Source organism: Methylococcus sp. S1M (assembly GCF_051295855.1).
Classification (GTDB): Bacteria; Pseudomonadota; Gammaproteobacteria; order Methylococcales; family Methylococcaceae; genus Methylococcus; species Methylococcus capsulatus.
In genome coordinates this window covers 176,435-201,355 of sequence record NZ_JBPDXO010000005.1, presented here as the reverse complement: position 1 = coordinate 201,355, position 24,921 = coordinate 176,435, and the positions used below count along the sequence as shown (strand labels likewise).

Below are 24,921 nucleotides of genomic sequence, written 5' to 3'. Positions count from 1 at the left end.
GACCCGCGCCTGCAGCCGGTACCCTCTCAGGGCCCCAATCTATCCGACATTCACGCCGCTGTCACGGTCCTGTGGGTCAACACCTTGTCGATCAGACCATAACTCACCGCGTCATCCCCCCCCATGAAGTTGTCGCGGTCGGTGTCGATCTGGATCTTCTCGATGGGCTGGCCGGTGTGATGGGCGAGAATCTTGTTGAGGCGGTCGCGCACCGCCAGAATCTCCCGGGCATGAATGTCGATGTCCGAGGCCTGCCCCTGGAATCCCCCCAGCGGCTGGTGAATCATGATCCGCGAATGCGGCAGGCAGTAGCGCTTGCCGGCCGCGCCCCCGGCCAGCAGCAGCGCCCCCATGCTGGCGGCCTGGCCGACACAGAGGGTGCTGACGTCCGGCTTGATGAACTGCATGGTGTCGTAAATCGCCAGTCCCGCCGTCACCAGCCCGCCGGGGGAGTTGATGTAGAGATGTATGTCCTTGTCGGGATTCTCCGATTCCAGGAACAGCAACTGCGCGATCACCAGATTGGCCATGTAGTCCTCGACCTGGCCCACCAGAAAAATCACGCGCTCTTTCAGCAGCCGCGAATAAATGTCGAAGGCACGCTCGCCGCGCGCCGACTGCTCGATCACGATGGGCACCAGCCCGCCCGCAGCTGTCTCGGGCCGTTTCAAGCCCCTGTCGTCCGTCATCATCGGCCTGGGTCTCACGATTGGGGTTGCTGTTCCGTGGCACCGGCCGGCGCCATGAGCGTTGCGAAATCCACGCGCTGCTCCGTCACTGCCGCCTTGGACAGGATCAGATCCACGACCTGATCCTCCAGCACCAGGTTTTCGATTTCACGCAGGTTATTTTTGTCGGAATAGTACCAGTTGACCACCTGCTCCGGATTTTCATAGCTCTGGGCCTGCTCCTCGATGGTGGAGCGCACTCGCTTCCGGTCCACGCTGAGCTTGTTCTCGTCGATCAGCTTGCTCAGGATCAGCCCCAAAGCCACGCGCCGCTTCGCCAGCGGGGTATAGCGCTCCTTCAGCGCTTCCAGTTCGACGCCCGGGTTCCCCTGCTCGGCCGCCTTGTGATACGGCTGCAGCAGCTCGTTGAGTTCATCCGCCACGAGCACTTCGGGCAAAGTGAAGGAATTGGCCGCCAGCAAGGCGTCCAGGACGGCCGACTTGGTGCGAGCCTTGAGGGCGCGCCGCATTTCCCGCTCCATATTGGCTCGGACGTCGGCCCTGAACGCCTCGACATCGCCATCCACGCCGAAGGTCTTGACGAAATCGGCATCGACTTCCGGCAGCACGCTCTCGTTGATCCCGACGACCTCGACATCGAACGCGACCGTCTTGCCGGCCAGTTTCTCGTTGCCGTAGTCCGCGGGGACATCCAGCTCGAAGGCCAGCCGACTTCCTACTTCCGCCCCGATCAGCTTTTCCTCGAACCCCGGGACCAGTGGCCTCCCTCCCAGCACGACGCGGAAATTTTCGAGTCGGCCATCGGTAAGGCTTTCCTCCCCCAGCTTGCCTTCGAAATGGATCACCACCTCGTCATTCAAGGCGGCCGGACGCTCCACGGCACGTCGGGTACGGCGCTGCTCCCGCAACCGCTGGACCATCGCTTCCAGATCGCCTTCCGTCACCTCGCAGACGAAACGCGGGCACTGCAGGTTTTCCAGGGGGGACGGTTCGAAATCCGGCAGGACTTCGAAGTCCGCGATGTAGGAAAGCCCCTCCCCTTCCCCGATGGCCGTTGCCGTGATTCGCGGCATGCCGGCCGGCCTCAGGTTTTCGTCGTTCACGGCCTGATGGAAACTGGATTGGATCATCTCCGACAGCACCTCCTCCCGCACCTGGGCGCCAAAGCGCTTGCGGACGAGGCCGGCAGGCGCCTTGCCGGGACGGAAGCCGTCCAACCTGACCTCGCGGGCCAAGGATTTCAGGCGTGACTCGACCTTTTCCCGGATCTTTTCTTCGGGGACGTTCACGGTCATTTTCCGGCTCAACTCGGAGACGGTTTCAACGGACACTTGCATACTCGAAATACCTCGGGTTCAACTTGGGCGTGGGTGCATTCAATCGGAGATGTGCCGGATGCGCTTCACCGCCTGAAGGCGGATGGCGGGCAGGCCAACGAGAGTGGTGCGAATGGAGAGACTCGAACTCTCAAGGGTTTCCCCACTGGAACCTAAATCCAGCGCGTCTACCAGTTTCGCCACATTCGCAATGAATTCATGGTTCAATTATACTCGCGGCGTCTGGCAGGACGGGCACCAGGAAAGCGCGGACATGGCAGACGATTGGGCCGGTTTCGGCAAAGAGTCACGCCATATTATAGGGATTTCAACAAATTTTCACATCCTCCCGATGCGCTTCCGTTCCGCTCTCGCCGCCGCGCTTGCTCCGTTCGTTTGCCTCGCCCTCGCCCTGATCCTCGTCGCTGCCCTCAGCTATCCCTTGGTCCGGCTCAGTGCCAGCACGCTCGGTATCACCGCGATCCTGAGCCGCGGCACCCTGCTGCTGCTCTTCGCCGGTCTCATCCTGGGCGCGAGACGGCTAGGGATCGGCTGGCGCTCGGTAGGCTTTCCCGCCAGTTACGCCGTGTTCGTCCGCCAGATCGGCATCGGGCTCGGCTTGGGCCTGGTGATGCTGGGGTTGCACGTCGCCGTGATCATGGCACTCGACATCCGCGTGTTCAGCGAAATCCAGGCGGCCCGCCACCCTTCCATTCCAGTATTGCTGCTCAAGCACGTCGGAGTCGCGCTGTTGCTGGCGACCAGCGAAGAGCTGCTGTTCCGGGGTTTGACCTTCGCGATTCTGGCAAAGTTCGTCGGTCCCGCCCACGTCATCGCCATCACATCCTTCTATTACACGCTGCCGCATTTCCTCCGCAGCCGGCTGAAACTGGGGGAGAGCGAACTGAACTGGGACAGCGGCTTCACGGTGCTGGCGGATGCGGTGGGCAATGGCATCACGGAAGCCGACTTCAGCTCCTTTCTGGCGCTGTTGTGCGCGGGCGTGTTCCTGGGCTGCATGCGTGCGCGGACCGTACAGGGTCTCGGCTACTGCATCGGCATCCATGCAGGATGGGTTTTTGTCATCAAGACGTGCAAGTCTTTCACCCATGACGGCAACGCGGGACCATTCGGCGTACTGGTGGGCTCCTACGACGCCATCATCGGCTATCTCTCCGCGGGCTGGATCAGCGCTTGTACAGTGCTCTTCCTGTTCGCCACCCGTTCAGGAACAAACGTCCGATGATGACAGGCCGTGAAGGCGTCACCCGATACCGGCTGATTTTCACACCGGCCCCCCTGCCGCACCCCGACCTTATCCGGGAGCTGAACGCATGGCGCAGCATCATCCGGATGCTGGGTCTCAACGGGTGCGATCCGCAGCGCTACGGGGGCCTTGCCTATGGAAACGTCAGCCTTCGCCTCCCCGACGGCGGTATCCGCTTCCTGATCAGCGGGACCCAAACCGGCGGACGCATGCATCTGACCGCCGACGACTATTGCGAGGTGCACGGCTTCGATCTGGAAACGAACCGGTTGGAGGCGCGCGGCCCCATCCCGCCGTCCTCCGAAGCCCTGACGCACGCCGCCGTCTATCGTGCCGATCCGGCATGGCACTGCGTCATGCATGCCCATTCCCCCGAAATCTGGCGCCACGCCGGGACGCTCGGCCTGCGGACCACGGCGCCGGAGATCGAGTATGGCACTCCGGCGATGGCGCTGGCGGTGGCGGCCCTGGCCACGAAACGCGGTGTGCCGCTGATCGCCATGCTGGGCCACTCCGACGGCGTCATCGCCTACGGCGGGACGGTCGATGCCACCGCCCGGATTCTGATAACTTACCTCGCCGAAGCCCTGCAACTGGACGACTCCTCGACGGCGGGGCAGCCGGCGACCACGCATAAACAAGGAGCCACGCCATGAGATTCGAGACGATCATCGCCTGTCTACCGCTGCCGCTGGTCCCCGTGATGGCCTCGGGCGCCGCCCTCAGCCATCACGGCGGCCTGATCCTCGATTGCACCCCACCCCTGTTTTTCGAAGAATCGCCCGCGAACGATTCGAGCGTGGAAATCTTCGACCGGTTTTCCTTCACGGCTTCCGACAACACCGACGGCGCCACGCTGAAAATCTGGGTGGACGGGAAGCCGGTTGCGCCCACGATCACGCCGCAGCGCAGCGGACGCCTGACCGTCGAAGGCCGCCCCGACGCCCCGATCGACCAACCCGGCTCCCGAGTACGGATACTGGTCAGCGGGTTCAGCAAGGATGGCTGCGAACGCAGCCACGCCTATTATGTCCACGTCAGACCCAAGGGCTGACCCGACCTTACGTCCCAGAGCAACGTCATCATAAGGAGACCACCCATGCGTAAACTGGCCATCGCCCTGTTGTTTCCCGCCGCCGCGGTCCTTGCCGAACCGGCCGCCGCGCCCAACGGCATTTCGCTCCCTGCCGGCTACAAGGACTGGAAGATGATCGGCGTTTCCTCACGGATCGAGCAGAACAATTTGCGCGTGATCCTCGGCAACGACATCGCCGTCAAGGCCGCGCGCGAAGGCAGGACCCATCCCTGGCCGGACGGCGCGATTCTGGTCAAGCTGTCGTGGAAAAAGAGCACCCATGAGCTGTTCCCGTCGGCCGAGGTACCCGGTGACTTCACTCAGGCCGATTTCATGGTCAAGGATGCCGCCAAGTACGCCTCGACCGGCGGCTGGGGCTATGCCCGGTGGCTGGGGATGGAACAGAAACCCTACGGCGCGAACGCCGATTTCGCCCAGGAATGCATGGGCTGCCACAGCGGCGCCAAAGCCGCCGACTACGTCTTCACCCATCCGGCCAAGCTTCCGTAAGCGTACGGCCCCCCATCGCGAAAAAAGCGGCGGGTGAGGGACCGGATTCCAACCGGCGCGGTCAGCCGCCCACTTTCAGCAGTTCCACTTCGAAGATCAGCGCGGCGTTCGGGGGAATGAGCCTCCCGACGCCGTATTCGCCGTAACCGAGCTCCGGCGGAATGAAAAAGCGGTACTTGGCCCCCGGCTTCATCAGTTGGAGCCCTTCCGTCCAGCCCGGTATCACGCCGTTCAGCGGGAAGCTGACGCCGTCCCCCGCATCGAAAGTCGAACCGTCGGGAAATCCGCCCTTGTAGTTGACCGTCACGGTATCCGTCGCCTTGGGCGATTCGCCCGCGCCCTCGCGGATCACTTCGTACTGCAAGCCGCTGGCCGTGGTGACCACCCCGGCTTTCTGCCCGTTGGCTGCCATGAACTGCCTGGCTTCCATGAGATTCTTCTCTCCGTCGAACGAAGGCCCGCACGCAGCCAGGCCGATTGCAAACAGCGCCGGCAAAAACCCGCGCCTCCCCGATTTCGCCACTGAAAACATCCCATGTCCCCCTAAACCGGCAGCCGTCAGACGACCCCGAAAACCAATCCGATGATGAACAAAGCCCCCATGACCGCGAGCGCCTTGAGCGTGAAGCCCGCGACCTTGGCCACTAGCCGGTCGCGGGCGGCGATGAACCGGGCCATCGCATCCAGATCGCCACGCTCCAGCTCGGCCGGCGCCAGCCCGCCCACCTCGACCAGCCCCAGGTCCTCCGCCAGTTGCGCCTTGCGCAGGAAATCGACCTGCTCGTAAGCCACGCCACAGTCGAACACGAATTCGGCCAGCGCCCGCTCTCCGGCGCCCGTCCGCGCCAGTGACTCACCCCGTGCCGTCAGATCGAGCAGGCGTTTGCGGGTGTCCGCCGGCAGCACTGCGGCCAGACCACGAATCCGCTCGGGAAGGCTACCGCCCTTGGCGCCGTAGTCCTCGGCCAGCAACGTATCCAGCCTGGTGAGGGCGGCATCGACTACAGTCTTGGAATCCATACATCCTCAATTCGCAAAAGGCAGCATCATACTGCATCGCCCAATCCCTCGATGACATGATCCTCGATGCAGTCCACGACCGTTTCCGAAACCGCCAACCGGCACACGGACTTGCCGGCGCGATGCACCGAATCGGCCGCGCCCGAGACCAGCGGGTGCCACGCCGGCAGCGGTCGCCCCTCCGAAAGGAGACGGTACGCGCAACTGGCGGGCAGCCAGTGGAACTGGTCCGGCACCTGCCGCAGATCCATGCAGTCGGGCACCAAACGGAAACGATCCTGGTAGGCGGTACAGCGACAGGCGGCGATGTCCAGCAGGCGGCAGGCCACCCGAGTGTACAGAATCTCGCCGGTATCCTCGTCTTCCAGCTTGTGCAGGCAGCACTTGCCGCAGCCGTCACAGAGCGACTCCCATTCGGCCAGGCTGAGCTCGGCCAACGCCTTGGCGTGCCAGAAAGGAGCGTCTGCCATCAGAGACCGGCCGGCAGCACCTTGGGACCACTCAGCGTACGCATGAACACCTCGGCATGGTCGATGGAGCGCTCCATTGCCTGGATCAGTCCGGCCACGCCTTGACTCATGTCGGCCAGCTCACCTTCCAGAGACGCGATGGCCTGGGCATTCAGGTTGTGCTTGAGGAACAACACCTGGTCCCGGAATAGCCGCAGGACGGGGTCGATCTTGCTTTCGGCGCGGCGCATGGCACTCATCAGCTGGGCATAGTGCTGCTGTGTCAGCTTCAGCTTTTGCCGGCTCGCCGCCCGCAGACTGCGGTTGGTGTACTGGTCGAGCTCGTCCTCCCATTCCCGGAACAGCGCTTCGGCCACATCCTGGACCGCGTCGATCCGGTCGCGCACGGCCAGCGCCTTGGAAGCCGAATAGTCGAATTCGATCTTGAGCTGCCGATAGACGTCCTCGAGGGTGCCGCCATCGAAGCGGGTCAAGGCGCTGAATCTTTCCAGGGCGGTCTGGAACTGCTCCTTGGCCTCCTCCAGACTGCCGCGCGCGCTGTCGACCCGCGCCACCAGAATGTCGCGCTTGTGCCGGCCGGCCGATTCGACCATCTGGAAATAGATTTTCTGGAATTTGCCGCCGATCAGCCGAATGATCGGGCTCAGCAGCCCCGTCAAGGTGAGATAATTTCCGCTACCGGAACCCGATTTACGCATCGTCGCAACCACTTTCGAGAAAGTCCGCGGACATGCCCGCAGTGACTGGCGATTTTACTCCCAACACACTCACCAGGTACAAAAGGCCATGCCCCGCCCCGAAACACCCGCCCTCGCCGCCGACGTCATCATCGAGCTGACCGACCGCCCCGGCCGTCCCATCATCCTGATCGAGCGCGGCTTCCCGCCGCTGGGTTGGGCCATCCCCGGCGGGTTCGTGGACGTCGGCGAAACGGTGGAGCGGGCCGCGATCCGCGAAGCGCTGGAAGAAACGGGCCTAACAGTACACCTCACTGCCCTGCTCGGGCTCTATTCCGACCCGGCACGCGATCCCCGCGGGCATACCGTCACCGCCGTCTACGTCGCAGAAGCCACCGGCGACCCGCTGGCTGCGGACGACGCCAAGACTTGCCGGATCGTCAGTCTGGACGCGCTGCCGGAGCCGCTGGTGTTCGACCATGCCCAGGTGCTCGCCGATTACCGCCGGTTCCGCGAACGGGGACGACCTGCGCCGTTGCGGATCGTTTGAGGGAAACCGCCGAGGACTTCAAACCGCCAGCCCGCCAACGTCTATCCTTCGCCCCGGAGGGAGGCGCCGGATGTCCCAGTGCGCCACTGCCCAATCCAGAATCTCGGCCGGCTTGGCCCCGATGAGAGCCGGCTCTGGAACGAACCCCAGCAGGGTCAGCACAGTCCACAGGTTTTCCGACGGGGCATCCGCGTCCACCGGGCGGGCTCCCGCCTGCTTGCTCAATTTGACGCCGCCGCGGTCGGTCAACACCGGGATGTGGCAGTAGTCCGGCCGTGGCAGACCGAGGCATTCCTGCAGCAGGATCTGGCGTGGAGTGGAGTCGAGCAGATCGACACCCCGCAGCACCTCGGTCACTCTCTGCTCCGCGTCGTCGATGACGGTGGCGAGATGATAGGCAGGAAGACCATCGCGGCGGCGGACCACGAAGTCGCCCACTGCGCTGCCCAGGTCCTGCTCGATCCGGCCCTGGAGGCGGTCATCGAAACCGATGACCGCGTCGCCCACCCGGAGCCGCAGCGCATGTTCACCGGCCGGCGGATGCGGATAACGGGCCCGGCAGCGGCCGGAGTAGATCGGGCCGGAACCGGCGAGTTCGCGGCGCGGACAGGTACACGGAAACAGGCGGCTGCCGGCCGCGAGACGCTCCAGCGCCACGCGGTAGATTCCGTCCCGACGACTCTGGAACAGGACGGCCTCGTCCCACCACAACCCATGCGTCTCCAGGGTGCGGAGGATGCTGTCGGCGTGAGTCTGCCGGCAGCGCTGCCGATCGGCGTCGTCGATGCGGACCAGCCAGGCGCCGCCCCGCCGACGGGCCTCGCAGAAACCGACCAGTGCGGTATAGAGCGAACCGAGGTGAAGAGGACCGGTGGGAGAGGGGGCGAAACGCCCCCGGTAGGGGGCTGACGGATGGCGGGAATTCAAGCCGGCACGGAGAGACCGTCAACCGAGCTGGCGCTCGCGGATTTCATCCAGGGTCTTGCAGTCGATGCACTGGGTGGCCGTCGGTCGCGCTTCCAGCCGGCGCAGGCCGATTTCCACGCCGCAGGTCTCGCAATAGCCGTATTCTCCGCGCTCGAGATTTTCCAGGGCCTCTTCGATCTTCTTGATCAGCTTCCGTTCCCGATCGCGGGTACGCAACTCGAGGCTGAATTCGGATTCCTGGGTGGCGCGGTCGTTCGGATCGGGGAAGTTGGCCGCTTCATCCTTCATGTGGTGGACGGTGCGGTCAACCTCTGCCATGAGCTCGGACTTCCAGTTCTGGAGGATCCGGCGAAAGTGAGCGACCTGCCCCGGGCTCATGTACTCCTCGCCCTCGGCGGGCTCGTAAGGAGTAAAACTGAACGGGGTTTCTGGGGCTTTGACGTTCGACATCCACTAGCTCCTTGGCCGTATCGGATTAAATCGGTAATTGATAACAGAATGCGCCTGGTCAGGCAAGAATTCCTTGCAGGGGCGGAAACCTCACAGGTCGCGGGGAACAACGGGGGATCGGAGGGTCGCGCCACGACCCTCCGGAACGGGGAGGGTCAGGGTGAAACGACGGTCGCCTTCTCGATCACGATGGCCTTCTGCGGGACGTCGGTCGGAAACGGCCCACCGGCGCCGGTCGGCACCTTCGCCATTTCGTCGACCACTTCCATTCCTTTCACGACCTCACCAAATACGGCATAACCCCAACCCTGTGGGGTGGGACTCTTGTAATTGAGGAAGTCGTTGTCGGTGTAGTTGATGAAGAACTGGGCCGTGGCCGAGTTCGGATCCGGCGTGCGGGCCATGGCGACGGTGCCACGCCGGTTGGGAAGCCCGTTGTCGGCCTCGTTCTTGATCGGCGCATGGGTGCTCTTCTGCTTGTAATCCTGGGTGAAACCGCCACCCTGGGCCATGAAGCCGGGAATCACACGGTGGAAGATGGTGCCGTCGTAAAACCCTTCCTTGACGTAAGCCAGGAAGTTCGCAGTGCTGACGGGCGCCTTTTCGGCATCGAGGCGAATCACGATATCACCCAGGTTGGTGTGGAGCTGCACTTGAGTCGGGGTCGGGGTCGGCGGAGCGGTCATCTTCTTGGCTTTTCCAGTTTCTTTGGCGATGGAGGTGAGGGGAACGAAGGCGGTGAACAATGCGGTTGCGAAAACGAGGCAGCGCATGGGATGTCTGTTGAGCATCGGGATACCTGCACGAAAGGGTCGATCGAATGGCGGGCGGTATTGTATCGGCAAACGCGTCCGGGCTCGACCTCACGGCGCGGGTTTTGGAATCATTCCGCCGCAGCCACCGAGGTCGGCCCTTCCGGCGGGGACTCGTGGACCCGAGCCAAGAGGGTGCTCACCGCGCCGTCACTGAGATCGAGCGCGAGCCGCGGAAACAGTCCCAGAATCACGACCCATGCCGCCAGCGCGGCGGCGACCAGGCGTTCGCGCGACCTGAGGTCCCATTCGCCGGCTGCCATGCCCAGCTTGTCCGGTCCGAGGAAGGCTCGCCGGAAATATCCGAGCATGCCGGCCGCGGCGACGACATCGGCAAACAGAGCCGCGAGCCCGAGTCCCATGTGTTGTCGCAGCAGACCGATGAGAATCAGGTGTTCGGCGGCAAAGCCACTGGTACCGGGCACGCCGAGGCTGGCCAGACCCAGGAGGAAGAACAGCGCGCCGAGCAGCGGCATCGGCCGCGCCAGGCCGCCCAACCGGTCTATTTCCGTCGAGCCGATCCGGTGCTGGATGAACCCCGCGACCAGGAACAGCCCCCCCGCCACGATGCCGAAATTGGCGAGCTGAAACAGCGCACCCTGCACGGCCTGGAAGTTCAAAGCCGCGAGGCCGGCGACGACCAGGCCGACGTGGCTGATGCTGGAAAACGCCAGCAGCCGGCGCAGGTTGGTCTGCCGCATTGCCACGAGGGCGCCATAGGCGGCGGTGACGATGCCGGCCCCTGCCACCAGCCCGCGATGTTCCAACGCAGCTTGCGGGCTCAATGGCACGGCGAAACGCACGATGCCGAAGGCGCCGAGCTTGAGCCCGGCCAGCCAGGCGGCGAGCCCCGCCGGGCCTTCCATGGCGAGGGTCGGCAGCCAGCCGTGAAAAGGAAACAGCGGCGCCTTGATGGCGAAGCCCAGCATAAACAGGAGGAACACCGTCGTCGCCAGCCGTCCGTCGAGCGGGGTATCCAGCAGCGCCAGATAATCGAAACTCAGGCCGGCGGGCGCCGGAACACCGAGGAAGCGGGCGTGATTCAGGGCCAGCAGCAGAATGGCGAACAGCAGGGGGATGCCGCCCGCCAGCATGAACAGGGCGTATTTGACGGCGGCGTAGCGCCGCTGCGGACCGGTACCGGAAAAACCGGCCAAGAGGTAGACCGGAGCGATCGTCATCTCCCAGAAGAGGAAAAACAACATCAGGTCGGTGGCGCAAAACACGCCGACGGTCGCCCCTCCCAACATCAGGATCATGCCGTAGTACAGTCGCACCCGGCTCTGCACCACCGTCCAGGAGGCCACGATGACCGCCAGGTTCAGGACGGCGCCGAGAAACGGGAACAGCACCGTGACGCCGTCCACGCCGAGGTGGTAATACGCGTTGAGCGAAGGAATCCAGGCATGGCGCTCGACGAACTGCAGGCGGGGATCGACCGGATCGAACCCCCACAGCAGCACCGTGGCCAGCAGCAGCTCCAACACGGCGGCGGCCAGCGCCAGGCTCCTGGCGGTCTCCGGTTTCGGCACCAAGACCATGGCAAGGGCCGCCGCGAATGGCAGGCCGATCAGCAGACTGAGCAACGGTAAGGTCTCGGGAATCATGGTGTCGTCGACGCTCCGCTCATGAGGGATGGGTGGACGGGCGCGCTGCGGCCGGAAGCACCGCGGCGGGCGGAGTGTACACTTGCGCCAGCCGGAACAGCGACTGGCGGGTGAGATGGACCCACGGAGCCGTGTAGAACCCCACCCCCAGCAACACCAGGCACAGCAAGGCGATCAGCGTGTGCTCCCGCCAGCCCGGCCGCGGCCGTTCGGGATAGGGCCGGTGCGAGCGGCGATGCGCCAGGAAGACGCGCTGGAACGCCCACAGCAAAAAGCCCGCGGCCAGCACGTTGCCGACGGCGACCGCGATCGCCGCGGCGGGACCGCGGTTCTCGATCAGCCCTTCCAGCAGCAGATGTGCGGCGTCGAAGCCGGGCGTGCCCGGCATGGCGATGGTGCTCGAGGCGGCGACCAGGAACAGCAGTCCCGGTCCCGGCAAGGATTCGAACAGGCCGCCCAGGCGCGGCAGCAGCAGCGTGCCGGTGCGGCACCGGAGCATGCCGGCCAGGAAGAACAGCCCCGCCCCCGCCACCCCGAAGTCGAATGCCAGCAGCAGCGTACCGCTCAAGCCTTCGAGGTCGAGGGCGAAGACGCCGGCCACCAGCATTCCGGTCTGGCTGACCGTGGCGAAGGCCATCAGGCGACGGAAATCGAGCTGCATCAGGGCGAGCACCGCACCGTAGAACAGGCCGGCCAGCGCCAGGCCCAGTGTCAACGCGGTCCACTCGTGGACCGCGTTGGGCAGCAGCGGCAAGACGAAGCGCAGCAGGCCATAGATGCCTACTTTCATACCCACCAGCAGCGCCAGGGCGGTGACCGGCGGGCCCTGCGCCGCGACGATCGGCAGCCAGCCGTGCAGCGGGAACTGCGCCAGGCGCACCGAGAATCCATAGAACAGCAGCACGAAAACCAGTGATTCGAACGTGCCCGACAGCGGGGTCTCCAGCAGCGCCGCCAGATCGTAAGACCAGATTCCCGTGGCCCGCGCATGCCCCAACCCCAACAGGAAAACACCCACACCCAGCAGCGCCAGCCCCATACCGGCGAAGCGCAGGTAGACCCGCCTGGCCTCGGTGCCGTCGCCACCCTCCCAGCGCCCCAGGATCAAAGCGACCGGCCACAGCTCAAGGCAGGCTGCGATCCAAAATTGGACCAGATCCAGGGCGAGAAACATACCCATCGCCGTAGCCTCGCAGGCCAGCACCGTCGCCACGTACAGGCCGGAGGGGCCGTCCCTTCCGACTTCCCGGCACAGCAGGGCCAGTACCGTCAGCAGCGCGGTCAGCAGGACGAACCCCAGGCTGATGCCATCAACGCCCAGGTGGTAATTCAAGAGGGACAGGAACACCGTGTGTTCAGTGAACTGGAAATCGGCGGTCCCGGCATCGAACCGGGCCAGCAGGAACAAGGCCACCCCCAGCTCGGCGAGGCTGCCGGCCAAGCCGATGATCCAGGCCAGACCCCGCTGTTCTGCCCGTAGCGCAGCCAGCATGAACACCAACGGCAATCCAATCAAGGTGCTCAGCACCGGGAAGCCGGTGATTTCGGACCAGGGTATCTCGCCCGTCATGGAATCCCTTTCACCCGACCGCGAACAGTGAAATCAGCAACACCAGGCACACGTAGCGTGGCTCGGCGAGCAGCGCCTCGAGCCGCTGCAGGGCACGACCGAGACGCCGTCCCGCCCGCCACAGGTCGAGGCCGACGCCCCGCAGAACCAGACGGTCCTCGAACCAGTGCAGGACATCAGCAGTGCGGGCGACGATCCAGCCCGGCAGCCCCCCGATCCGCCGCTCCGCCTCTGCGCCCAGCGGCACCCCGATACGCCGCTCCTCCCAGTTGGCGAGCGCCGCAAGCGCCTGGACCGCGGGAACTGGGACATCGAGGAGACGATCCAGTACCCGGCGGTCGAAAGCATCGAAGTCGTCCGCCAGGCGCTGCACCGGCAGGACGCAGGCGCGGTCCACTGCGGGCTCCAGCCAAAACCGGTTCAGCGAGGCGGCGTAGCCCCGGCGGCTTTCGGCCAGCCAGGCCGGCAAAGGTCGGGGCGGCTGTCCGGAAAGCGCATGCATCAGCCCGGGCGCGGTGAGGAACTGGTAGCCACGAACGACGGCATGGGCGAACAGATGCCAGAACGCGAGCTGCCAGAACCCCAGGCCGCAGGCCAGGAACATCAGTCCGACCTGGGCCAGAGTCGAAAACGCCAGAGCGGATTTGACGTCGGTCTGGCTGAGCCCGCAGAAATAGCCGTAGAGCGCGGTCGCGAAACCGGCCGCCGCCATCAGCGCCGACACCGCCTCGGCCTGGGCGAACAGGGGTTCGAGCCGCAGCACCAGGTAAACCCCGGCATGGATCATCAGCGCCCCGTAGAAAAGCGTGCTCGACGGCGTCGGCCCCTCCATGGCGCGCGCCAGCCACGGCGAGAAAGGCACCTGGGCGGACTTGGCAAAAGCCGCGACCAGGAAGCACGCAGCCACGAGGTTCTGCTTCTCCGGCGAGAGCCGTGCCAGGCCGGCCAGCAACCTCGACCACTCGAGCTGACCGGTCCAGGCGAAGCTCAGGGCGATCGCCAGAACCAAGCCGGCGTCCCCCACACGGTTGGTGAGGAAGGCTCGGGTGGCGTTGCCCGCCGCAACCGGACGATCGTAGGCGTAAGCAATCAGGAGGTAGGAGCAGACCCCGGCCAGCTCCCAGCCGAAAAACGTCAGCACCGGATTCCCGGCCAGCACCAGGAGCTGCATCGCCCCGGTGAACAGGCTGAGCACCAGGAAGAACCGGTGGAAGCCCCGCTCGCGGTGCATGTAGTCAATGGAAAAGTGCGCGACCAGGTAGGCCAAGAGGGCGATCAGCACGGACAAACCCGAGCTCAGACGGTCGAGCTGGAGGCTGAGTAGCACGCGGTAATCCGCACTGGCCAGCCAGGTGCCCAGCACCGTTCGGGCATCGAGAATGCCGGCGGATCCCAGTACCAGCAGCAGCAAAGCCAGCAGTCCGGATGCCCCCAGCGCCGCCAGCGCGATCCGGGCGCTCACGCGTTCGCAGGATTCGCCCTCCAGACGCCCGAGCGCGATGCCCGTGGCGATGCAGAACGCGGCTGCTGCGGGCAGCATTGGAATCAGAACAGCGGCTTTTTCGAGAGAGGCCATCGCGGGGCGTCAAACGGCGATCAAGGCAGGAGCCAGCGGCTCGACATGGCCCTCGAACCAGTCGGTCGAACGGCCGCACAAGGCCATATCGGTCGCCGCGCCGGCCCAGGGAACAAAGCCCCGTTCCGGATCGAACACCGAAATCGTGCCGTCGCCCGGATCGATCGCGGACAGCAGGATCCAGCCGTTGCCGACCAGCTCCCGGATCGGCGGCTGGCGGCGGTAGATCGCCGCCAGGATTTCCGGCGTCTGCTCCACCACGACCTGCAGCCGCATGGCTTCGTGGACTTCGGCCATCTGCCGCGGCAGACCGGTACGCAGATCGCTGGCGGCGCCCTCCATGATCCCGAACAGGCCGGTCACGTTGTGGGCGACCTTGGAACCGCAGCCATGGCGCTCGTTGTTCACCGTGGAAAAATAGTATTCGAGGTTGATACCGGCCCCCACGGGACCCGCCGCCAGCAGGATCCCTTCCAGGATGCGCCCTTCCGGATCACGGGTCGGGTCGTAGGAAATCAGGAACACCCGGCGGTCGAGGAACAGACCCCGGCTGACCGAACGCCGGCCGATCAGGGCGGCGGCATTGGTCGCATGACCCAATTCCGGCCGTGCCTGACTGAAATCCACCGAGCGCGCGCTGACATGGCGCAGCGCACGGGCCGGCGAGGGCCGCTGGGGCGCCGAGGCGAAACGGCGGCAGCGCTCCTGGGCCGAAAGCCGGCAGGCCTCGTCCAACTGCGCTGCGAAGGCATGCCAGCCGATGCGGCTCAAAGGCGGGATGTCCTGCACGTCGAACCAGGTGATTTCCTCGCTGCAGGTGTTGTGCTCGGCGCCGACGAACCAAGTGTCCGCCGGTACTACCAAGCCCCGCTGCGCCAGTTGCTCCCGGACCTGGGGCCGGTTGGCCATGGCTGCGAACACCCGCGCATTGGGACCGCCGTGGCGCCCGCTGCAGGCCCCGCAGTCGTAGGCCGCGAGGTGCGGGTTGTTCCGGCTGGCGGAACCGTGCCCCATCAGCACCACGATGGGCGCGAAGCCCTGAGTCAGGCCGATGTTCAGCAGGAATGCCGCCACCCGGTCCGCCTGTTCCGCGTCGGTCAGGCCCGGGCGGGGCTGCTCCGGACCGGCCGGCGCCGCATCATCCGCCGCATGCAGCGCCAGCGTGGTCGGCACCTCGGGCATCCAGAGGTCCGCCAGCCACCGGGACAACGTCGCCGCCCAGCGCGGCAGCAGGACCTTCGCGATCAGGCCAACCGCGACGCCAGGAGCCACCAGATCGATCAGCAGGTGGGAGCTGAGCAAGTTGCGCCGGATTTCCTGATTGAAGACCCGGCCGAGCAGCCGGACGACTCCCCGCCTATGGTCGTGCAATCGCCGAGCCGCTTCCTCGCCGGGGCGGGGAACCTCGCGCACCTCGTGGGAGGGTGTGACGACGATCGGGCACAGGGCCGAAGGTTCGGCATCGTCCAGCCCCTGCCAGTACATGGGAATTCCGAAAAATCCCGCGGCCCCCAGGGTCTCGACGGCGGGGTTCAGTTCTTCCAGATGGCGACGGACGCCCTCCTCCCGGTCATCCATGCAGAACACGATCTGCGCCTGAGGGCGCTCGTCGCGGGTGGCCCAGCGCCCGCGCCCATGGTTGCTGGCCAGTGCGTTGAACAGAGGCTCGCGGTAGTGGCGTTCGTAGGCGCACAGCCACAGGTAGCCGCGCTGCGCGGGCGTCAGCTCGTCCAGCGCGCAGAGCAGCCGTTCGATCTCGCTGGCCGACAATGCCTGGACATCGTGCGCCGAAAGCCCCAGATGCTGAGCCAGCTTGAACAGCCGCCAGCCGCTGCCGTGGAGGCGAATGCGTAGGTCCCGCCCTGCCCCGGGCGCGTGGCGCCAGGAAAAGATCATGTCGGCAGCGACACGCCACGGCTTCCTGTCGACGCGCTCACAGCCGGCCCGCCGTACCAGATCGGCACACGTCGCGGCCAGGAACTCCGGCAGGTCACCGCAGTACAAGGCGTGACGAACCACGAACTCGGAAAGATGAGCCTCGAAATAGCGTGCCAGTTCGCCGATGTGGCCGCCGATGCCCCAGGTTTCCGAACAGATCCGCCCCAGGTAGCGGCGGTCCAGGATGAGGCGAACCGCCAGATAGTCCATCAGGCTCACGGGCGCCGTCCGGTTGGCCCGGTAGAGCGGGCGGTGGGCCCGCCAGTTCATCATCCCGGACCAGCCGGGCAGTTCCAGCGCCAGGCGCTCCAAATAACCCTCCCAGTACGGCAAGGGGATGCCTCGCTGCTCGAGCTCGAAGACGACCACCTCGGCCGGATCGTCGGGCAGAGCGTCCAGCTCGGCGTGGCCCAACGGAACCTCGCCAAGCCCCCCTTCGGCGCCATGCCGCATGGAACGCTTCCAGGCCGCATAGAATCCCAAGCCACGGTCCGGAGAATGCCAGGCGGCCAGCCCTTCGTCGAGGTGCGAAGCGCAATGGCGAATGAGCTGGGGCCGGACGCGGTCGAGCACGTCCTGCCCGGTCAGCTTCAGTATGAAGCCGCGAAGGGTTTGCTCCCGGCCCACGGCATCGATCTCTTCGGCAAGCAAGGCACGCGCCTCCTCACGCATGGCTCGATGCGACACCGAAAGCCCGCCGCCGGAGGATTCGGCCTTGAAATCAGCGTACAGCGCTTCGGCGTGGGCGATGGCGTGACCCGACAGATCCTCCGGATGCGAGGCGATGTAGTCGCCCAGCCCGAGCCGTTCCAGACAGGCGTCCCACAGATCCCGCACCAGCCGACGCGAGGCGACGGCCTCTCCCGGTCCGCGCTTGGCCGACTCCATGAGCCGGCGCCGGGCTTCGGGCGAAACCTCCGGATCAAAGCGGTCGAGCGCCTCGAGTTCGTCGACCAGCCAGGTAAAACGGGCAGGGTCCACGGGTTCGAGGTCCACCGTCAGCCGCAGGCGATGGATCTGGCGGCGGGTCACAGGCTCGCCGCCGGCGACGGCGAGAACTTCCTCCCCCGCCGCCCCGAGGTGGCGGTCGAGTACCGCGTCGATGTCGGCATCGTCGATGCGGCCTTTCCGGTGCAGCGCACGAAATTCGTTTTCCGGCAGATAGCCACGGATGCCGGTGAGACGCTCGGCTTCCTCCAACGCCGCTGCGAACGGCAGGTGCTGGAATCCGTGCAAGGTGTTGTGGTGCACGAAATCCCGGATCGGCGCCTGGCCCGGCAGCACGTGCTCCATACGTTGGACGGCCTCCGCCAGGCGCATCTTGAGATCGGTAAGGGAGGCGCCGCCCGGGTGGCTCATGTCCGACTCAGAGGAATTCGGGCTGCAGCGCTGCCAGATAATGTCCGATCGACACCCGGCTCAGCTCGAGCAGCGCGGCGGGCGCGAGGCCGAGCCAGACGATGGCCGCCACGAGGCAGGACGCACCGGCGAATTCCGCCGGACGCAGGTCTTCCAGGCCGGACATCGCCGGCTTGGCCGGCCCGGCGACCAGCGCGGCGACACACCGCAGCGCATAGGCGCCGCCGACCAGGACCCCGAAGCTCGCGACCAGCATCCAGGCACCGAAATGCTGGAAGCCACCGAGCATCGCATGCAATTCGGCGACGAAGCCGACCGAGCCCGGCAATCCCATGGAAGCCAGCAGAGCCAGCACGGTAAACGCCGCGAGGCGGGGCGCGGTCCGGCCCAAGGCGCCGTAATCGGCGAGTTCGCGGGTATGGGTGCGTTCGTACAGGAGGCCGATCAAAAGAAACAGCGCGCCCGCCACCAGGCCATGGGCGGTCATCTGCATCACCGCGCCGGTCAGACCCACCGGATTCATCGCGGCGAGGCCCACCAGCACGAAGCCCATGTGGCTGACCGAGGAATACGCGATCATGGCTTTCAGGTCGCTCTGACGCCATGCCAGCAGCGCGCCGTACACGATCCCGACCAGAGCAATCGCCGCCAGCCATGGCTGCATGACGACCACCGCCTCCGGCAACATGGCGCAGGCGCGGATCAAGCCGTAGGCACCCATCTTCAGCAAGGCGCCGGACAGCAGGATACTGATGGGGCTGGGCGCCTCGACATGCGCCAGCGGCAGCCAGCCATGCAGGGGAAATACCGGCATCTTCACCCCGAAGCCCGTGAGGAGGCCGAGGAAGATCAAGACCTGGCTGCCGCGCGGCAGGCCGCGCGCCACCCCCTGCATCGAATCCATGAGGGTCGAATGCTCGGCCGATGCAGCGTAGACCATGAGCAGGGCGATCAGCATGAACACCGAACCGCCCATCGTGTAGAGCACGAAATTCAGGGCGGCCCCGTGCCGGCGCTTGCCGCCCCACTGATCGATCAGGAAGAACAGCGGGATCAGCGTCAGCTCCCAGAACACGTAGAAAAGCGCCCAGTCACGGGAGAGGAACACGCCCAGCATCCCGAATTCCAGACTCAGGAAAGCAATGTAGTAGCCGCGCGGCCGGGGGCTACCCAGGCCCGCCAGCAAGGCCACGAGACAGAGGAAGGCCGAGAGCAGCACCAGCGGCAGCGAGAAACCGTCTACTCCCAAGGCATAGAAACTGCCCATGCCGGGATTCCAGGGCAGCATTTCGCTGAACTGGACGTCCGGCGAGTTCGTCTCGAAACGGATGGTGACGAACAGGGTCAACAGCAGACACAGGCCGCTGAACCCCAGGGCGATGCTGCAGGCGTACCGGTGCCAATGGCGTGGCAGGAAGGCCAGTACCAGAGCGCCCGCAAGGGGCGTCCAGAGAAGGCAGCTCAATGTTTTCACGACGACCGGTATCCCGCGGTTTTGTCGATGATATCGTTTCGAAAGGGGTTGCCGGCCGTTCCACGGTCACCCGTGCTTCCAGGGACGGTGCCCGCCACACGGCGCAGAAGGTTAACATGCTCTAAGAGGATGGCAAACTGCGGAACGAGCCACCTCGGCTTGCGGGTGCTCGCTCGTTGCCGTTACTCTTTGATGCTGTTTTCCGGCCACTCGTCCGTTCCGCCATCCGCACCATGTCCGCCATCAAGACGCGATTCGCGCCCAGCCCGACCGGGCTGATCCATCTCGGCAATGCGCGCACTGCGCTCTTCAGCGCTCTCGGAGGCGACGTCTTCGTGCTCAGGATCGAGGACACCGACCTTGAGCGCAGCCGTGCCGAATTCGTCGCCGAATTGATGAACGACCTGCGCTGGCTCGGTCTGGACTGGCAGGAAGGGCCGCGCGGCGCCGAACCGGATCCGGACTGGTATCAGTCGCGGCGCGGCGAAATCTACGCAACCTATTACCGTCTCTTGGAGGAAAAGGGACTGGCCTATCCCTGCTTCTGCACCCCGCTGGAACTCGAGGTTTCACGCAAGGTGCAGTTGGGCTCCGGCCGGCCGCCGCGCTATTCGGGACGGTGCGCCCATCTCCCGGCCGACGAAGTCCGCCGCAGGCATGAGGAGGGGCTGGCCGCGACCCTGCGCTTCAGGGTACCGAAAGACCGGGTGGTGGAATTCGAGGATGAGGTCCGTGGGCCGCAGCGCTTCGCCGGGGAGGACATCGGTGACTTCATCATCCGCCGCGCCGACGGCAGCCCCGCCTTCTTCTTCTGCAATGCCATCGACGATGCGCTGATGGGCATCACGAGGGTGCTGCGGGGCGAGGATCACCTCGCCAACACCCCGCGCCAGCTCATGATTCTCGCCGCCCTGGATCTCCCCCGGCCCCGCTACGCCCACATCTCGCTCATCGTCGGCGACGACGGCGCGCCGCTGTCCAAGCGCAACGGCAGCCGCAGCATCAAGCAGCTGCGCGAGGAAGGCTATTTTCCCGAAGCCGTGGTCAACATGCTGGCACGGCTCGGCCACCATTATGATAGCGCGGAACTGCTGGGACTCCCCGCGCTGCGGGCCGGGTTCGACATCCGCCGGCTGGGCCGCTCGCCGGCACGTTTCGACGTGTCCCACCTCGACCATTGGCAAGGCCTGGCGGTGCGCGGCGCTGCCGACGACACCCTCTGGCATTGGCTCCATACCGAAACCCGGGCCGTGGTGCCGGACGCTCACCGCGCCGGTTTCCTGGACCTCGTCCGCAGCAACTGTCTGTTCCCCAAACAGGCGGATGCCTGGGCCCGTATCCTGTTCACCGACGAGCTGGAACTGGCGGCCGACATCGCCGCGGTGGCGCAGGCGGCCGGTGAGGCGTTTTACCTGGCGGCCATCGATGCCGCGACGGAGTCCCCGGACGATTTCGCCGCCTTCCTCGCCGGGCTGAAACGGCGCAGCGGCGCCAAAGGAAAGCACCTGTTCCTGCCGCTGCGGGCGGCGCTGACCGGCAGCCTGGACGGGCCGGAGCTGGCGAAGATCTATCAGATGCTCGACAAGCCGCGCCTGCACCGGCGGCTGGCCGAGTTCACCTACGAATCGGAATGACATGCTCAAGATATACAACAGCCTGACCCGGCAGAAGGAGGAATTCCGCCCTCTCGAGCCCCGTCGTGTCCGCATGTACGTGTGCGGCATGACGGTATACGACTACTGCCATCTGGGGCATGCCCGGGTCATGGTGGTGTTCGACATGGTGGCGCGCTACCTGCGGCACTTGGGGTTGAAAGTAACCTATGTCCGCAACGTCACCGACATCGATGACAAGATCATCAGGCGGGCGGTGGAAAACGGGGAAACCATCGGCGCGTTGACGGCCCGCTTCATCGAGGCGATGCACGAAGACGAGCGCGCGCTGGGCGTGCTGCCGCCCGATCACGAACCGCGCGCCACCGAGTCCATCGACGACATCCTGGCGATGATCGGCACACTGATCGAGCGCGGCCACGCCTATGTCGGCAGCAACGGCGACGTGTTCTACGCGGTGGCGAGCTTCCCCAACTACGGCCGGCTGTCGGGCAAGAACCTTGACGAGCTGCGAGCGGGCGAACGGATCGAAGTGGATGAAGCCAAACGCGATCCGCTGGACTTCGTGCTCTGGAAATCGGCCAAGCCGGGCGAGCCGTTCTGGGCATCCCCCTGGGGCCCGGGCCGTCCCGGCTGGCACATCGAATGCTCAGCCATGTCGACCCGCTGCCTAGGCGCCCATTTCGACATCCACGGCGGCGGCATGGACCTGCAATTCCCCCACCACGAAAACGAGATCGCCCAGTCGGAAGGGGCGACCGGCGAGCATTTCGTCAATTACTGGATGCACAACGGCTTCGTGCGGATCAACGAGGAGAAGATGTCCAAATCGCTGGGCAACTTCTTCACCGTGCGCGAGATACTGGCCCGCTACCGACCGGAGGTGGTGCGCTTCTTCATCCTCAACAGCCATTACCGCAGCCCGCTGAACTATTCAGACGAAAACCTCGACGAGGCCGCCGCGGCACTGTCGCGCCTTTACACCGCACTGCGCGGCCTGGCTCCAGACCTCCCTCCCCCCCTGGGAGAGGACCGGGATGAGGGCTTCTCCTCCCGTTTCGCGGACGCCATGCAAGACGACTTCAACACTCCCGAAGCCATCGCCGTGCTCTTCGACCTGGCACGCGAGATCAATCGCCACAAGGCGGCGGAGCCGGCCAAGGCCGCGGCGCTGGGGGCGACACTGAAATCCCTGGGAAACGTCTTGGGTTTGTTGCAGACCGACCCGGAAGCCTATTTCAAGAGCGATGCCGGCGGTTCGGGCTTGAGCGATGCGGACATCGAGACACGGATCCGGGCACGCCTCGAGGCCCGCAAAGCCAAGAACTGGGCCGAGTCCGACCGCATCCGGGACGAACTCAAGGCCCAGGGAATCATCCTGGAAGACTCCGCCGCCGGCACGACCTGGCGGCGCGAATGAGAAGACCGGCGCTCAGGCCATGGTCTTGGCCAGCGCGAAAATTTCCTCCGCGTCGAACACCTGATCGTTACGCTCGAATAGCTTGGCGATACAGGCCCGATGCACGGCCAGCTTGAGGGTGCCGAATCCGATCGCTCCCCAAACGATCTTACCGTGCCGGTCCGTGCCCCGGTCCATCATGTCGGTTCCGCCCAACCCCAAGGGGGGAGTGGCGTTGGCATCGGCCAGCAGCTCCAGGTCGGGGCGGTCGCGCCAGTGACATTCTTCCAACAGCCGTACCCCCGCCGCCCCGGTGGCGAACACGATCTGGGCGTCGGCGATCGCCGCGGCACGCGCGTCGTCGTCGAATGCCTCGACCGGCACCAGATCGACCCCGAAACGCGCCTTCATCTCGGCACAGGCGTGCTCGGCGCGGGCCATCTGCCGCGAGGTGATGACCACCTCCGAACAACCCTCCTTCGCCAGCATCACCGCCGCCCGCTGGCCCACCGGACCGGTGCCCGCCAGCACCACCGCCTTCTTGCCCGCCAGCGTACCGCTCGAAGCCAGCTTGGCGACCCCGGCCGCCGCGGTGGTATTGCTGCCGTTGCTGTCCAGCATCACCGACACCCGGAAATCGGCGAAAAACTTCTTCCGCACCGCCCGCAACAGATTTTGCCCTGCCACCAGGTCGCTGCCGCCCACGAATATGGCGGTGTTCTTCTTGTCCTTGGGCGCGCGGGTGAAGATGGTTCCCTCCACCAGCGGGCCGACGTTGTCGGGCGTCAAATGCCCATGGGCAATGACCTGATCGGCGCCACCGTCGTAGCCCACGACGGTATCGAAAACGGACGGATGCAGGTCGGTATCGAATTGAAACAGCAGTTTTTTCATGGTCTAAGGTTCGTACTTGGGGTTGTTCCCAGTGATCGGCACACGGTGCGTCGACTCGTGATTTTACGCCAGCCGAAGGGCTTGCTTATAATGATCGACCGTCGTTTTCTCAAGCACCGCGCGCGCCATGATCCAGGACCAGCCGATCCAGCAGTTTCTCGACGAACTCGCCAGCAAGTCGGCGACGCCCGGTGGCGGCAGTGCGGCGGCCATCATGGGCGCGATGGGAGCGGCTCTGGTCGGCATGGTGTGCAACCTGACGGTGGGCAAGAAGAACTACGAAGCCGTCGAAGCCGAAATGGCCGACGTCCTGGCAAGAGCGGACGCCTTGCGGGCGCAGTCCATCGACATGATCCGGGCGGATATCGAAGCATTCGACCGGGTCATGGCTGCCTACGCCCTGCCTCGCGAAACGGAGGAGGACAAGGTCGCACGCAGCACGGCCATACAGGAAGCGCTGAAAGCCGCGACCGAGGTCCCTTTGGCCTGCGCCCGTCTCTGCCTGGACATCATCGGGCTGAGCGAGACTGCCGCCCAAAAAGGCAACCGCAACCTGATCAGCGACGCCGGCGTGGCCGTCATGGCTGCCCATGCCGCCCTCAAGAGCGCGGCACTGAATGTCTACGTCAACGCCAAGGGTGTGAAAGACGAAGCTTTCGCCCGGGAGCGGGTGGATCGGCTCGAGGCCCTGCTGGAAGAGGGCGAGGCGAAAGCCCATGCCGTTTTCGAAACGGTGAGAGCGAATCTTTGAGACATCGAGATTGACGGACCCGTCCTGAGACTATAGAATTCCCCACTCTTTGAGTGGCGCATCGACGAGGTTCGGCAAGCTCATCCGGGGTATAGCGCAGTCTGGTAGCGCGTCTGCTTTGGGAGCAGAATGTCGGGGGTTCGAATCCCTCTACCCCGACCAGTTCAAGCGCTTGTAGCTCAGCCGGATAGAGCATCGGCCTTCTAAGCCGAGGGTCGCAGGTTCGAGTCCTGCCAGGCGCGCCAATTTCAGTGGTGACCGTAGCTCAGTCGGTAGAGTCCCGGATTGTGATTCCGGTTGTCGTGGGTTCGAGCCCCATCGGTCACCCCATCCCCGTGTCACGGGCCATTAGCTCAGCTGGTAGAGCAGCGGACTCTTAATCCGTTTGTCGTAGGTTCGATCCCTACATGGCCCACCAATTCAATCAATGGCGTCCCCGACGACTTCCGGCGTAAGGTGCGCAAGCGCTCCGTCGTCTTCACGGTCGAATGACCGGGGAGATCACGCACGGCGACCGGTGACCGTCTCCCGCAGAGCCCCGCTACGAAACCCGTGACGGCGTTGGAATCCTGATCCGGCGACCGCACCTCGTTCATCGAGCCGCAAGACACCCTACTCTCCTGAAATGACGGTACAAGCACCGTCAAAGCGATTGTTTTTATCCGGGAAACCCACCATTGCCTTGAATCGTCGCATGACTTTCGCCGTAGCTGGACTATGGTTCTTGCATTCTTCCCAAAGAGGAGGGGGACCACCGTATGGTAGAACTCCAAGCGCTCAAACGAAGAATGAGACGGTATATCCGGCGGCACCGGCGCGATCTGCTCTTTCCTTTCCTCATCGGCACGACGCTCATCGCCGCACTGATCACCGGGATCGTCATTTTCGGCCTGGAGCGGTAAGCGGACCGCTCAGGGCGGATTTTCGCGGGGTGGAAAAAAGATCGCCTCACCCCCTCCCCCAAGCCGACCTTGCGC

23 protein-coding genes and 5 tRNA genes are annotated in these 24,921 nt (G+C 65.0%); 12 read left to right on the top strand and 16 right to left on the bottom strand.

Translation table 11 applies throughout. The features are described 5' to 3' along the window. Positions 1-50 precede the first annotated feature (50 nt). The 3 genes from clpP to ACSHWJ_RS10905 form a co-directional block, all read right to left on the bottom strand. A complete protein-coding gene (gene clpP, locus ACSHWJ_RS10915; protein WP_275450022.1) occupies positions 51-671 on the bottom strand; it encodes an ATP-dependent Clp endopeptidase proteolytic subunit ClpP in 621 nt (206 codons plus the stop codon). 32 nt (positions 672-703) lie between these two features. Continuing rightward, positions 704-2,026, bottom strand: a complete 1,323-nt coding sequence (tig, locus tag ACSHWJ_RS10910; protein WP_041360712.1) for a trigger factor — start codon at positions 2,024-2,026, stop codon at positions 704-706. A gap of 104 nt (positions 2,027-2,130) precedes the next feature. Then, positions 2,131-2,215, bottom strand: a tRNA-Leu gene (locus tag ACSHWJ_RS10905). A gap of 64 nt (positions 2,216-2,279) precedes the next feature. On the opposite strand from ACSHWJ_RS10905, the gene ACSHWJ_RS10900 reads away from it, so the two are divergent. The 4 genes from ACSHWJ_RS10900 to ACSHWJ_RS10885 are packed head-to-tail and all read left to right on the top strand — an operon-like array spanning position 2,280 to position 4,857. Further along, positions 2,280-3,251 (top strand): CPBP family intramembrane glutamic endopeptidase, encoded by a 972-nt coding sequence (locus tag ACSHWJ_RS10900; RefSeq protein ID WP_432539788.1) that lies wholly within the window; start codon positions 2,280-2,282, stop codon positions 3,249-3,251. Continuing rightward, positions 3,248-3,928, top strand: a complete 681-nt coding sequence (locus tag ACSHWJ_RS10895; RefSeq protein ID WP_432539787.1) for a class II aldolase/adducin family protein — start codon at positions 3,248-3,250, stop codon at positions 3,926-3,928. Before ACSHWJ_RS10900 ends, ACSHWJ_RS10895 begins: the two co-directional genes overlap by 4 nt. Next, a complete protein-coding gene (locus ACSHWJ_RS10890; protein ID WP_017364908.1) occupies positions 3,925-4,326 on the top strand; it encodes a hypothetical protein in 402 nt (133 codons plus the stop codon). Before ACSHWJ_RS10895 ends, ACSHWJ_RS10890 begins: the two co-directional genes overlap by 4 nt. Positions 4,327-4,371: 45 nt before the next feature. Then, positions 4,372-4,857, top strand: coding sequence for a cytochrome P460 family protein (locus ACSHWJ_RS10885; protein WP_218797280.1), 486 nt, complete (start codon positions 4,372-4,374; stop codon positions 4,855-4,857). A gap of 61 nt (positions 4,858-4,918) precedes the next feature. Here ACSHWJ_RS10885 and ACSHWJ_RS10880 read toward each other — a convergent pair whose 3' ends face one another. The 4 genes from ACSHWJ_RS10880 to ACSHWJ_RS10865 form a co-directional block, all read right to left on the bottom strand. Further along, positions 4,919-5,353 carry an FKBP-type peptidyl-prolyl cis-trans isomerase gene (locus tag ACSHWJ_RS10880; protein ID WP_371131247.1) on the bottom strand — a complete coding sequence of 145 codons (435 nt, stop codon included), beginning with the start codon at positions 5,351-5,353 and terminating at the stop codon, positions 4,919-4,921. A gap of 62 nt (positions 5,354-5,415) precedes the next feature. Next, entirely contained in the window at positions 5,416-5,877 is a 462-nt protein-coding gene (locus ACSHWJ_RS10875) for a hypothetical protein (protein ID WP_218797278.1), read from the bottom strand. 26 nt (positions 5,878-5,903) lie between these two features. Beyond that, positions 5,904-6,347 (bottom strand): YcgN family cysteine cluster protein, encoded by a 444-nt coding sequence (locus ACSHWJ_RS10870; RefSeq protein WP_010959869.1) that lies wholly within the window; start codon positions 6,345-6,347, stop codon positions 5,904-5,906. After that, positions 6,347-7,045 (bottom strand): DUF2959 domain-containing protein, encoded by a 699-nt coding sequence (locus ACSHWJ_RS10865; protein ID WP_026045886.1) that lies wholly within the window; start codon positions 7,043-7,045, stop codon positions 6,347-6,349. Before ACSHWJ_RS10865 ends, ACSHWJ_RS10870 begins: the two co-directional genes overlap by 1 nt. Before the next feature lie 88 nt (positions 7,046-7,133). On the opposite strand from ACSHWJ_RS10865, the gene ACSHWJ_RS10860 reads away from it, so the two are divergent. Next, positions 7,134-7,574, top strand: a complete 441-nt coding sequence (locus ACSHWJ_RS10860) for an NUDIX domain-containing protein (protein WP_432539786.1) — start codon at positions 7,134-7,136, stop codon at positions 7,572-7,574. Between the two features lie 18 nt (positions 7,575-7,592). Here the strand turns inward: ACSHWJ_RS10860 and gluQRS are convergent, their stop codons facing one another. The 8 genes from gluQRS to ACSHWJ_RS10820 all read right to left on the bottom strand — a co-directional run bounded on the left by gluQRS (position 7,593) and on the right by ACSHWJ_RS10820 (position 19,287). Then, complete coding sequence (gene gluQRS / locus ACSHWJ_RS10855) at positions 7,593-8,501, bottom strand: tRNA glutamyl-Q(34) synthetase GluQRS (protein ID WP_218797277.1); 909 nt, start codon at positions 8,499-8,501, stop codon at positions 7,593-7,595. 18 nt (positions 8,502-8,519) lie between these two features. After that, on the bottom strand, positions 8,520-8,951 hold the full coding sequence (gene dksA / locus ACSHWJ_RS10850) for an RNA polymerase-binding protein DksA (protein ID WP_010959865.1): 432 nt from the start codon (positions 8,949-8,951) through the stop codon (positions 8,520-8,522). A gap of 155 nt (positions 8,952-9,106) precedes the next feature. Continuing rightward, positions 9,107-9,637: a peptidylprolyl isomerase gene (locus tag ACSHWJ_RS10845; protein ID WP_256996577.1), complete on the bottom strand. Its 531-nt coding sequence runs from the start codon at positions 9,635-9,637 to the stop codon at positions 9,107-9,109. A gap of 197 nt (positions 9,638-9,834) precedes the next feature. Then, positions 9,835-11,370, bottom strand: a complete 1,536-nt coding sequence (locus tag ACSHWJ_RS10840) for a complex I subunit 4 family protein (RefSeq protein WP_432539785.1) — start codon at positions 11,368-11,370, stop codon at positions 9,835-9,837. A 19-nt stretch (positions 11,371-11,389) separates the two neighbouring features. Continuing rightward, positions 11,390-12,940 (bottom strand): complex I subunit 4 family protein, encoded by a 1,551-nt coding sequence (locus ACSHWJ_RS10835; protein WP_432539784.1) that lies wholly within the window; start codon positions 12,938-12,940, stop codon positions 11,390-11,392. 10 nt (positions 12,941-12,950) lie between these two features. Next, positions 12,951-14,480 carry an NADH-quinone oxidoreductase subunit 5 family protein gene (locus ACSHWJ_RS10830; protein ID WP_432539783.1) on the bottom strand — a complete coding sequence of 510 codons (1,530 nt, stop codon included), beginning with the start codon at positions 14,478-14,480 and terminating at the stop codon, positions 12,951-12,953. 45 nt (positions 14,481-14,525) lie between these two features. Further along, positions 14,526-17,747 (bottom strand): DUF2309 domain-containing protein, encoded by a 3,222-nt coding sequence (locus ACSHWJ_RS10825; protein ID WP_432539812.1) that lies wholly within the window; start codon positions 17,745-17,747, stop codon positions 14,526-14,528. A gap of 73 nt (positions 17,748-17,820) precedes the next feature. Next, positions 17,821-19,287, bottom strand: coding sequence for a complex I subunit 4 family protein (locus ACSHWJ_RS10820; protein ID WP_432539782.1), 1,467 nt, complete (start codon positions 19,285-19,287; stop codon positions 17,821-17,823). A gap of 233 nt (positions 19,288-19,520) precedes the next feature. Here ACSHWJ_RS10820 and gltX point away from each other — a divergent pair, with 233 nt between their 5' ends. Both gltX and cysS read left to right on the top strand, forming a co-directional pair. After that, positions 19,521-20,921, top strand: a complete 1,401-nt coding sequence (gene gltX / locus ACSHWJ_RS10815; protein ID WP_432539781.1) for a glutamate--tRNA ligase — start codon at positions 19,521-19,523, stop codon at positions 20,919-20,921. Between the two features lies 1 nt (position 20,922). Beyond that, a complete protein-coding gene (gene cysS / locus ACSHWJ_RS10810) occupies positions 20,923-22,320 on the top strand; it encodes a cysteine--tRNA ligase (protein ID WP_218800942.1) in 1,398 nt (465 codons plus the stop codon). A gap of 12 nt (positions 22,321-22,332) precedes the next feature. Here the strand turns inward: cysS and ACSHWJ_RS10805 are convergent, their stop codons facing one another. Beyond that, a complete protein-coding gene (locus ACSHWJ_RS10805) occupies positions 22,333-23,193 on the bottom strand; it encodes an NADP-dependent methylenetetrahydromethanopterin/methylenetetrahydrofolate dehydrogenase (RefSeq protein WP_010959856.1) in 861 nt (286 codons plus the stop codon). 127 nt (positions 23,194-23,320) lie between these two features. Here ACSHWJ_RS10805 and fchA point away from each other — a divergent pair, with 127 nt between their 5' ends. From fchA to ACSHWJ_RS10780, 5 genes are all read left to right on the top strand, one after another. Further along, positions 23,321-23,944, top strand: a complete 624-nt coding sequence (gene fchA, locus ACSHWJ_RS10800; RefSeq protein WP_010959855.1) for a methenyltetrahydrofolate cyclohydrolase — start codon at positions 23,321-23,323, stop codon at positions 23,942-23,944. 85 nt (positions 23,945-24,029) lie between these two features. Further along, positions 24,030-24,106, top strand: a tRNA-Pro gene (locus ACSHWJ_RS10795). Positions 24,107-24,112: 6 nt separating this feature from the next. Next, positions 24,113-24,189 (top strand) — tRNA-Arg (locus ACSHWJ_RS10790). Positions 24,190-24,198: 9 nt separating this feature from the next. After that, a tRNA-His gene (locus ACSHWJ_RS10785) sits at positions 24,199-24,274 on the top strand. Positions 24,275-24,286: 12 nt separating this feature from the next. Next, positions 24,287-24,362, top strand: a tRNA-Lys gene (locus ACSHWJ_RS10780). Positions 24,363-24,921: the final 559 nt, after the last annotated feature.

What these genes read in the sequence shown, in the direction of transcription:
- fchA (WP_010959855.1), top strand. Translation starts at nt 23,321, where the DNA reads ATGATCCAGGACCAGCCGATCCAGCAGTTTCTCGACGAACTCGCCAGC.
- ACSHWJ_RS10865 (WP_026045886.1), bottom strand. Translation starts at nt 7,045, where the DNA reads ATGCGTAAATCGGGTTCCGGTAGCGGAAATTATCTCACCTTGACGGGG.
- ACSHWJ_RS10875 (WP_218797278.1), bottom strand. Translation starts at nt 5,877, where the DNA reads ATGGATTCCAAGACTGTAGTCGATGCCGCCCTCACCAGGCTGGATACG.
- ACSHWJ_RS10890 (WP_017364908.1), top strand. Translation starts at nt 3,925, where the DNA reads ATGAGATTCGAGACGATCATCGCCTGTCTACCGCTGCCGCTGGTCCCC.
- ACSHWJ_RS10840 (WP_432539785.1), bottom strand. Translation starts at nt 11,370, where the DNA reads ATGATTCCCGAGACCTTACCGTTGCTCAGTCTGCTGATCGGCCTGCCA.
- ACSHWJ_RS10835 (WP_432539784.1), bottom strand. Translation starts at nt 12,940, where the DNA reads ATGACGGGCGAGATACCCTGGTCCGAAATCACCGGCTTCCCGGTGCTG.
- ACSHWJ_RS10805 (WP_010959856.1), bottom strand. Translation starts at nt 23,193, where the DNA reads ATGAAAAAACTGCTGTTTCAATTCGATACCGACCTGCATCCGTCCGTT.
- gltX (WP_432539781.1), top strand. Translation starts at nt 19,521, where the DNA reads ATGTCCGCCATCAAGACGCGATTCGCGCCCAGCCCGACCGGGCTGATC.
- ACSHWJ_RS10885 (WP_218797280.1), top strand. Translation starts at nt 4,372, where the DNA reads ATGCGTAAACTGGCCATCGCCCTGTTGTTTCCCGCCGCCGCGGTCCTT.
- ACSHWJ_RS10830 (WP_432539783.1), bottom strand. Translation starts at nt 14,480, where the DNA reads ATGCTGCCCGCAGCAGCCGCGTTCTGCATCGCCACGGGCATCGCGCTC.
- dksA (WP_010959865.1), bottom strand. Translation starts at nt 8,951, where the DNA reads ATGTCGAACGTCAAAGCCCCAGAAACCCCGTTCAGTTTTACTCCTTAC.
- ACSHWJ_RS10895 (WP_432539787.1), top strand. Translation starts at nt 3,248, where the DNA reads ATGATGACAGGCCGTGAAGGCGTCACCCGATACCGGCTGATTTTCACA.
- ACSHWJ_RS10825 (WP_432539812.1), bottom strand. Translation starts at nt 17,747, where the DNA reads ATGGAGCACGTGCTGCCGGGCCAGGCGCCGATCCGGGATTTCGTGCAC.
- ACSHWJ_RS10900 (WP_432539788.1), top strand. Translation starts at nt 2,280, where the DNA reads ATGGCAGACGATTGGGCCGGTTTCGGCAAAGAGTCACGCCATATTATA.
- cysS (WP_218800942.1), top strand. Translation starts at nt 20,923, where the DNA reads ATGCTCAAGATATACAACAGCCTGACCCGGCAGAAGGAGGAATTCCGC.
- tig (WP_041360712.1), bottom strand. Translation starts at nt 2,026, where the DNA reads ATGCAAGTGTCCGTTGAAACCGTCTCCGAGTTGAGCCGGAAAATGACC.
- ACSHWJ_RS10870 (WP_010959869.1), bottom strand. Translation starts at nt 6,347, where the DNA reads ATGGCAGACGCTCCTTTCTGGCACGCCAAGGCGTTGGCCGAGCTCAGC.
- ACSHWJ_RS10845 (WP_256996577.1), bottom strand. Translation starts at nt 9,637, where the DNA reads ATGACCGCTCCGCCGACCCCGACCCCGACTCAAGTGCAGCTCCACACC.
- ACSHWJ_RS10860 (WP_432539786.1), top strand. Translation starts at nt 7,134, where the DNA reads ATGCCCCGCCCCGAAACACCCGCCCTCGCCGCCGACGTCATCATCGAG.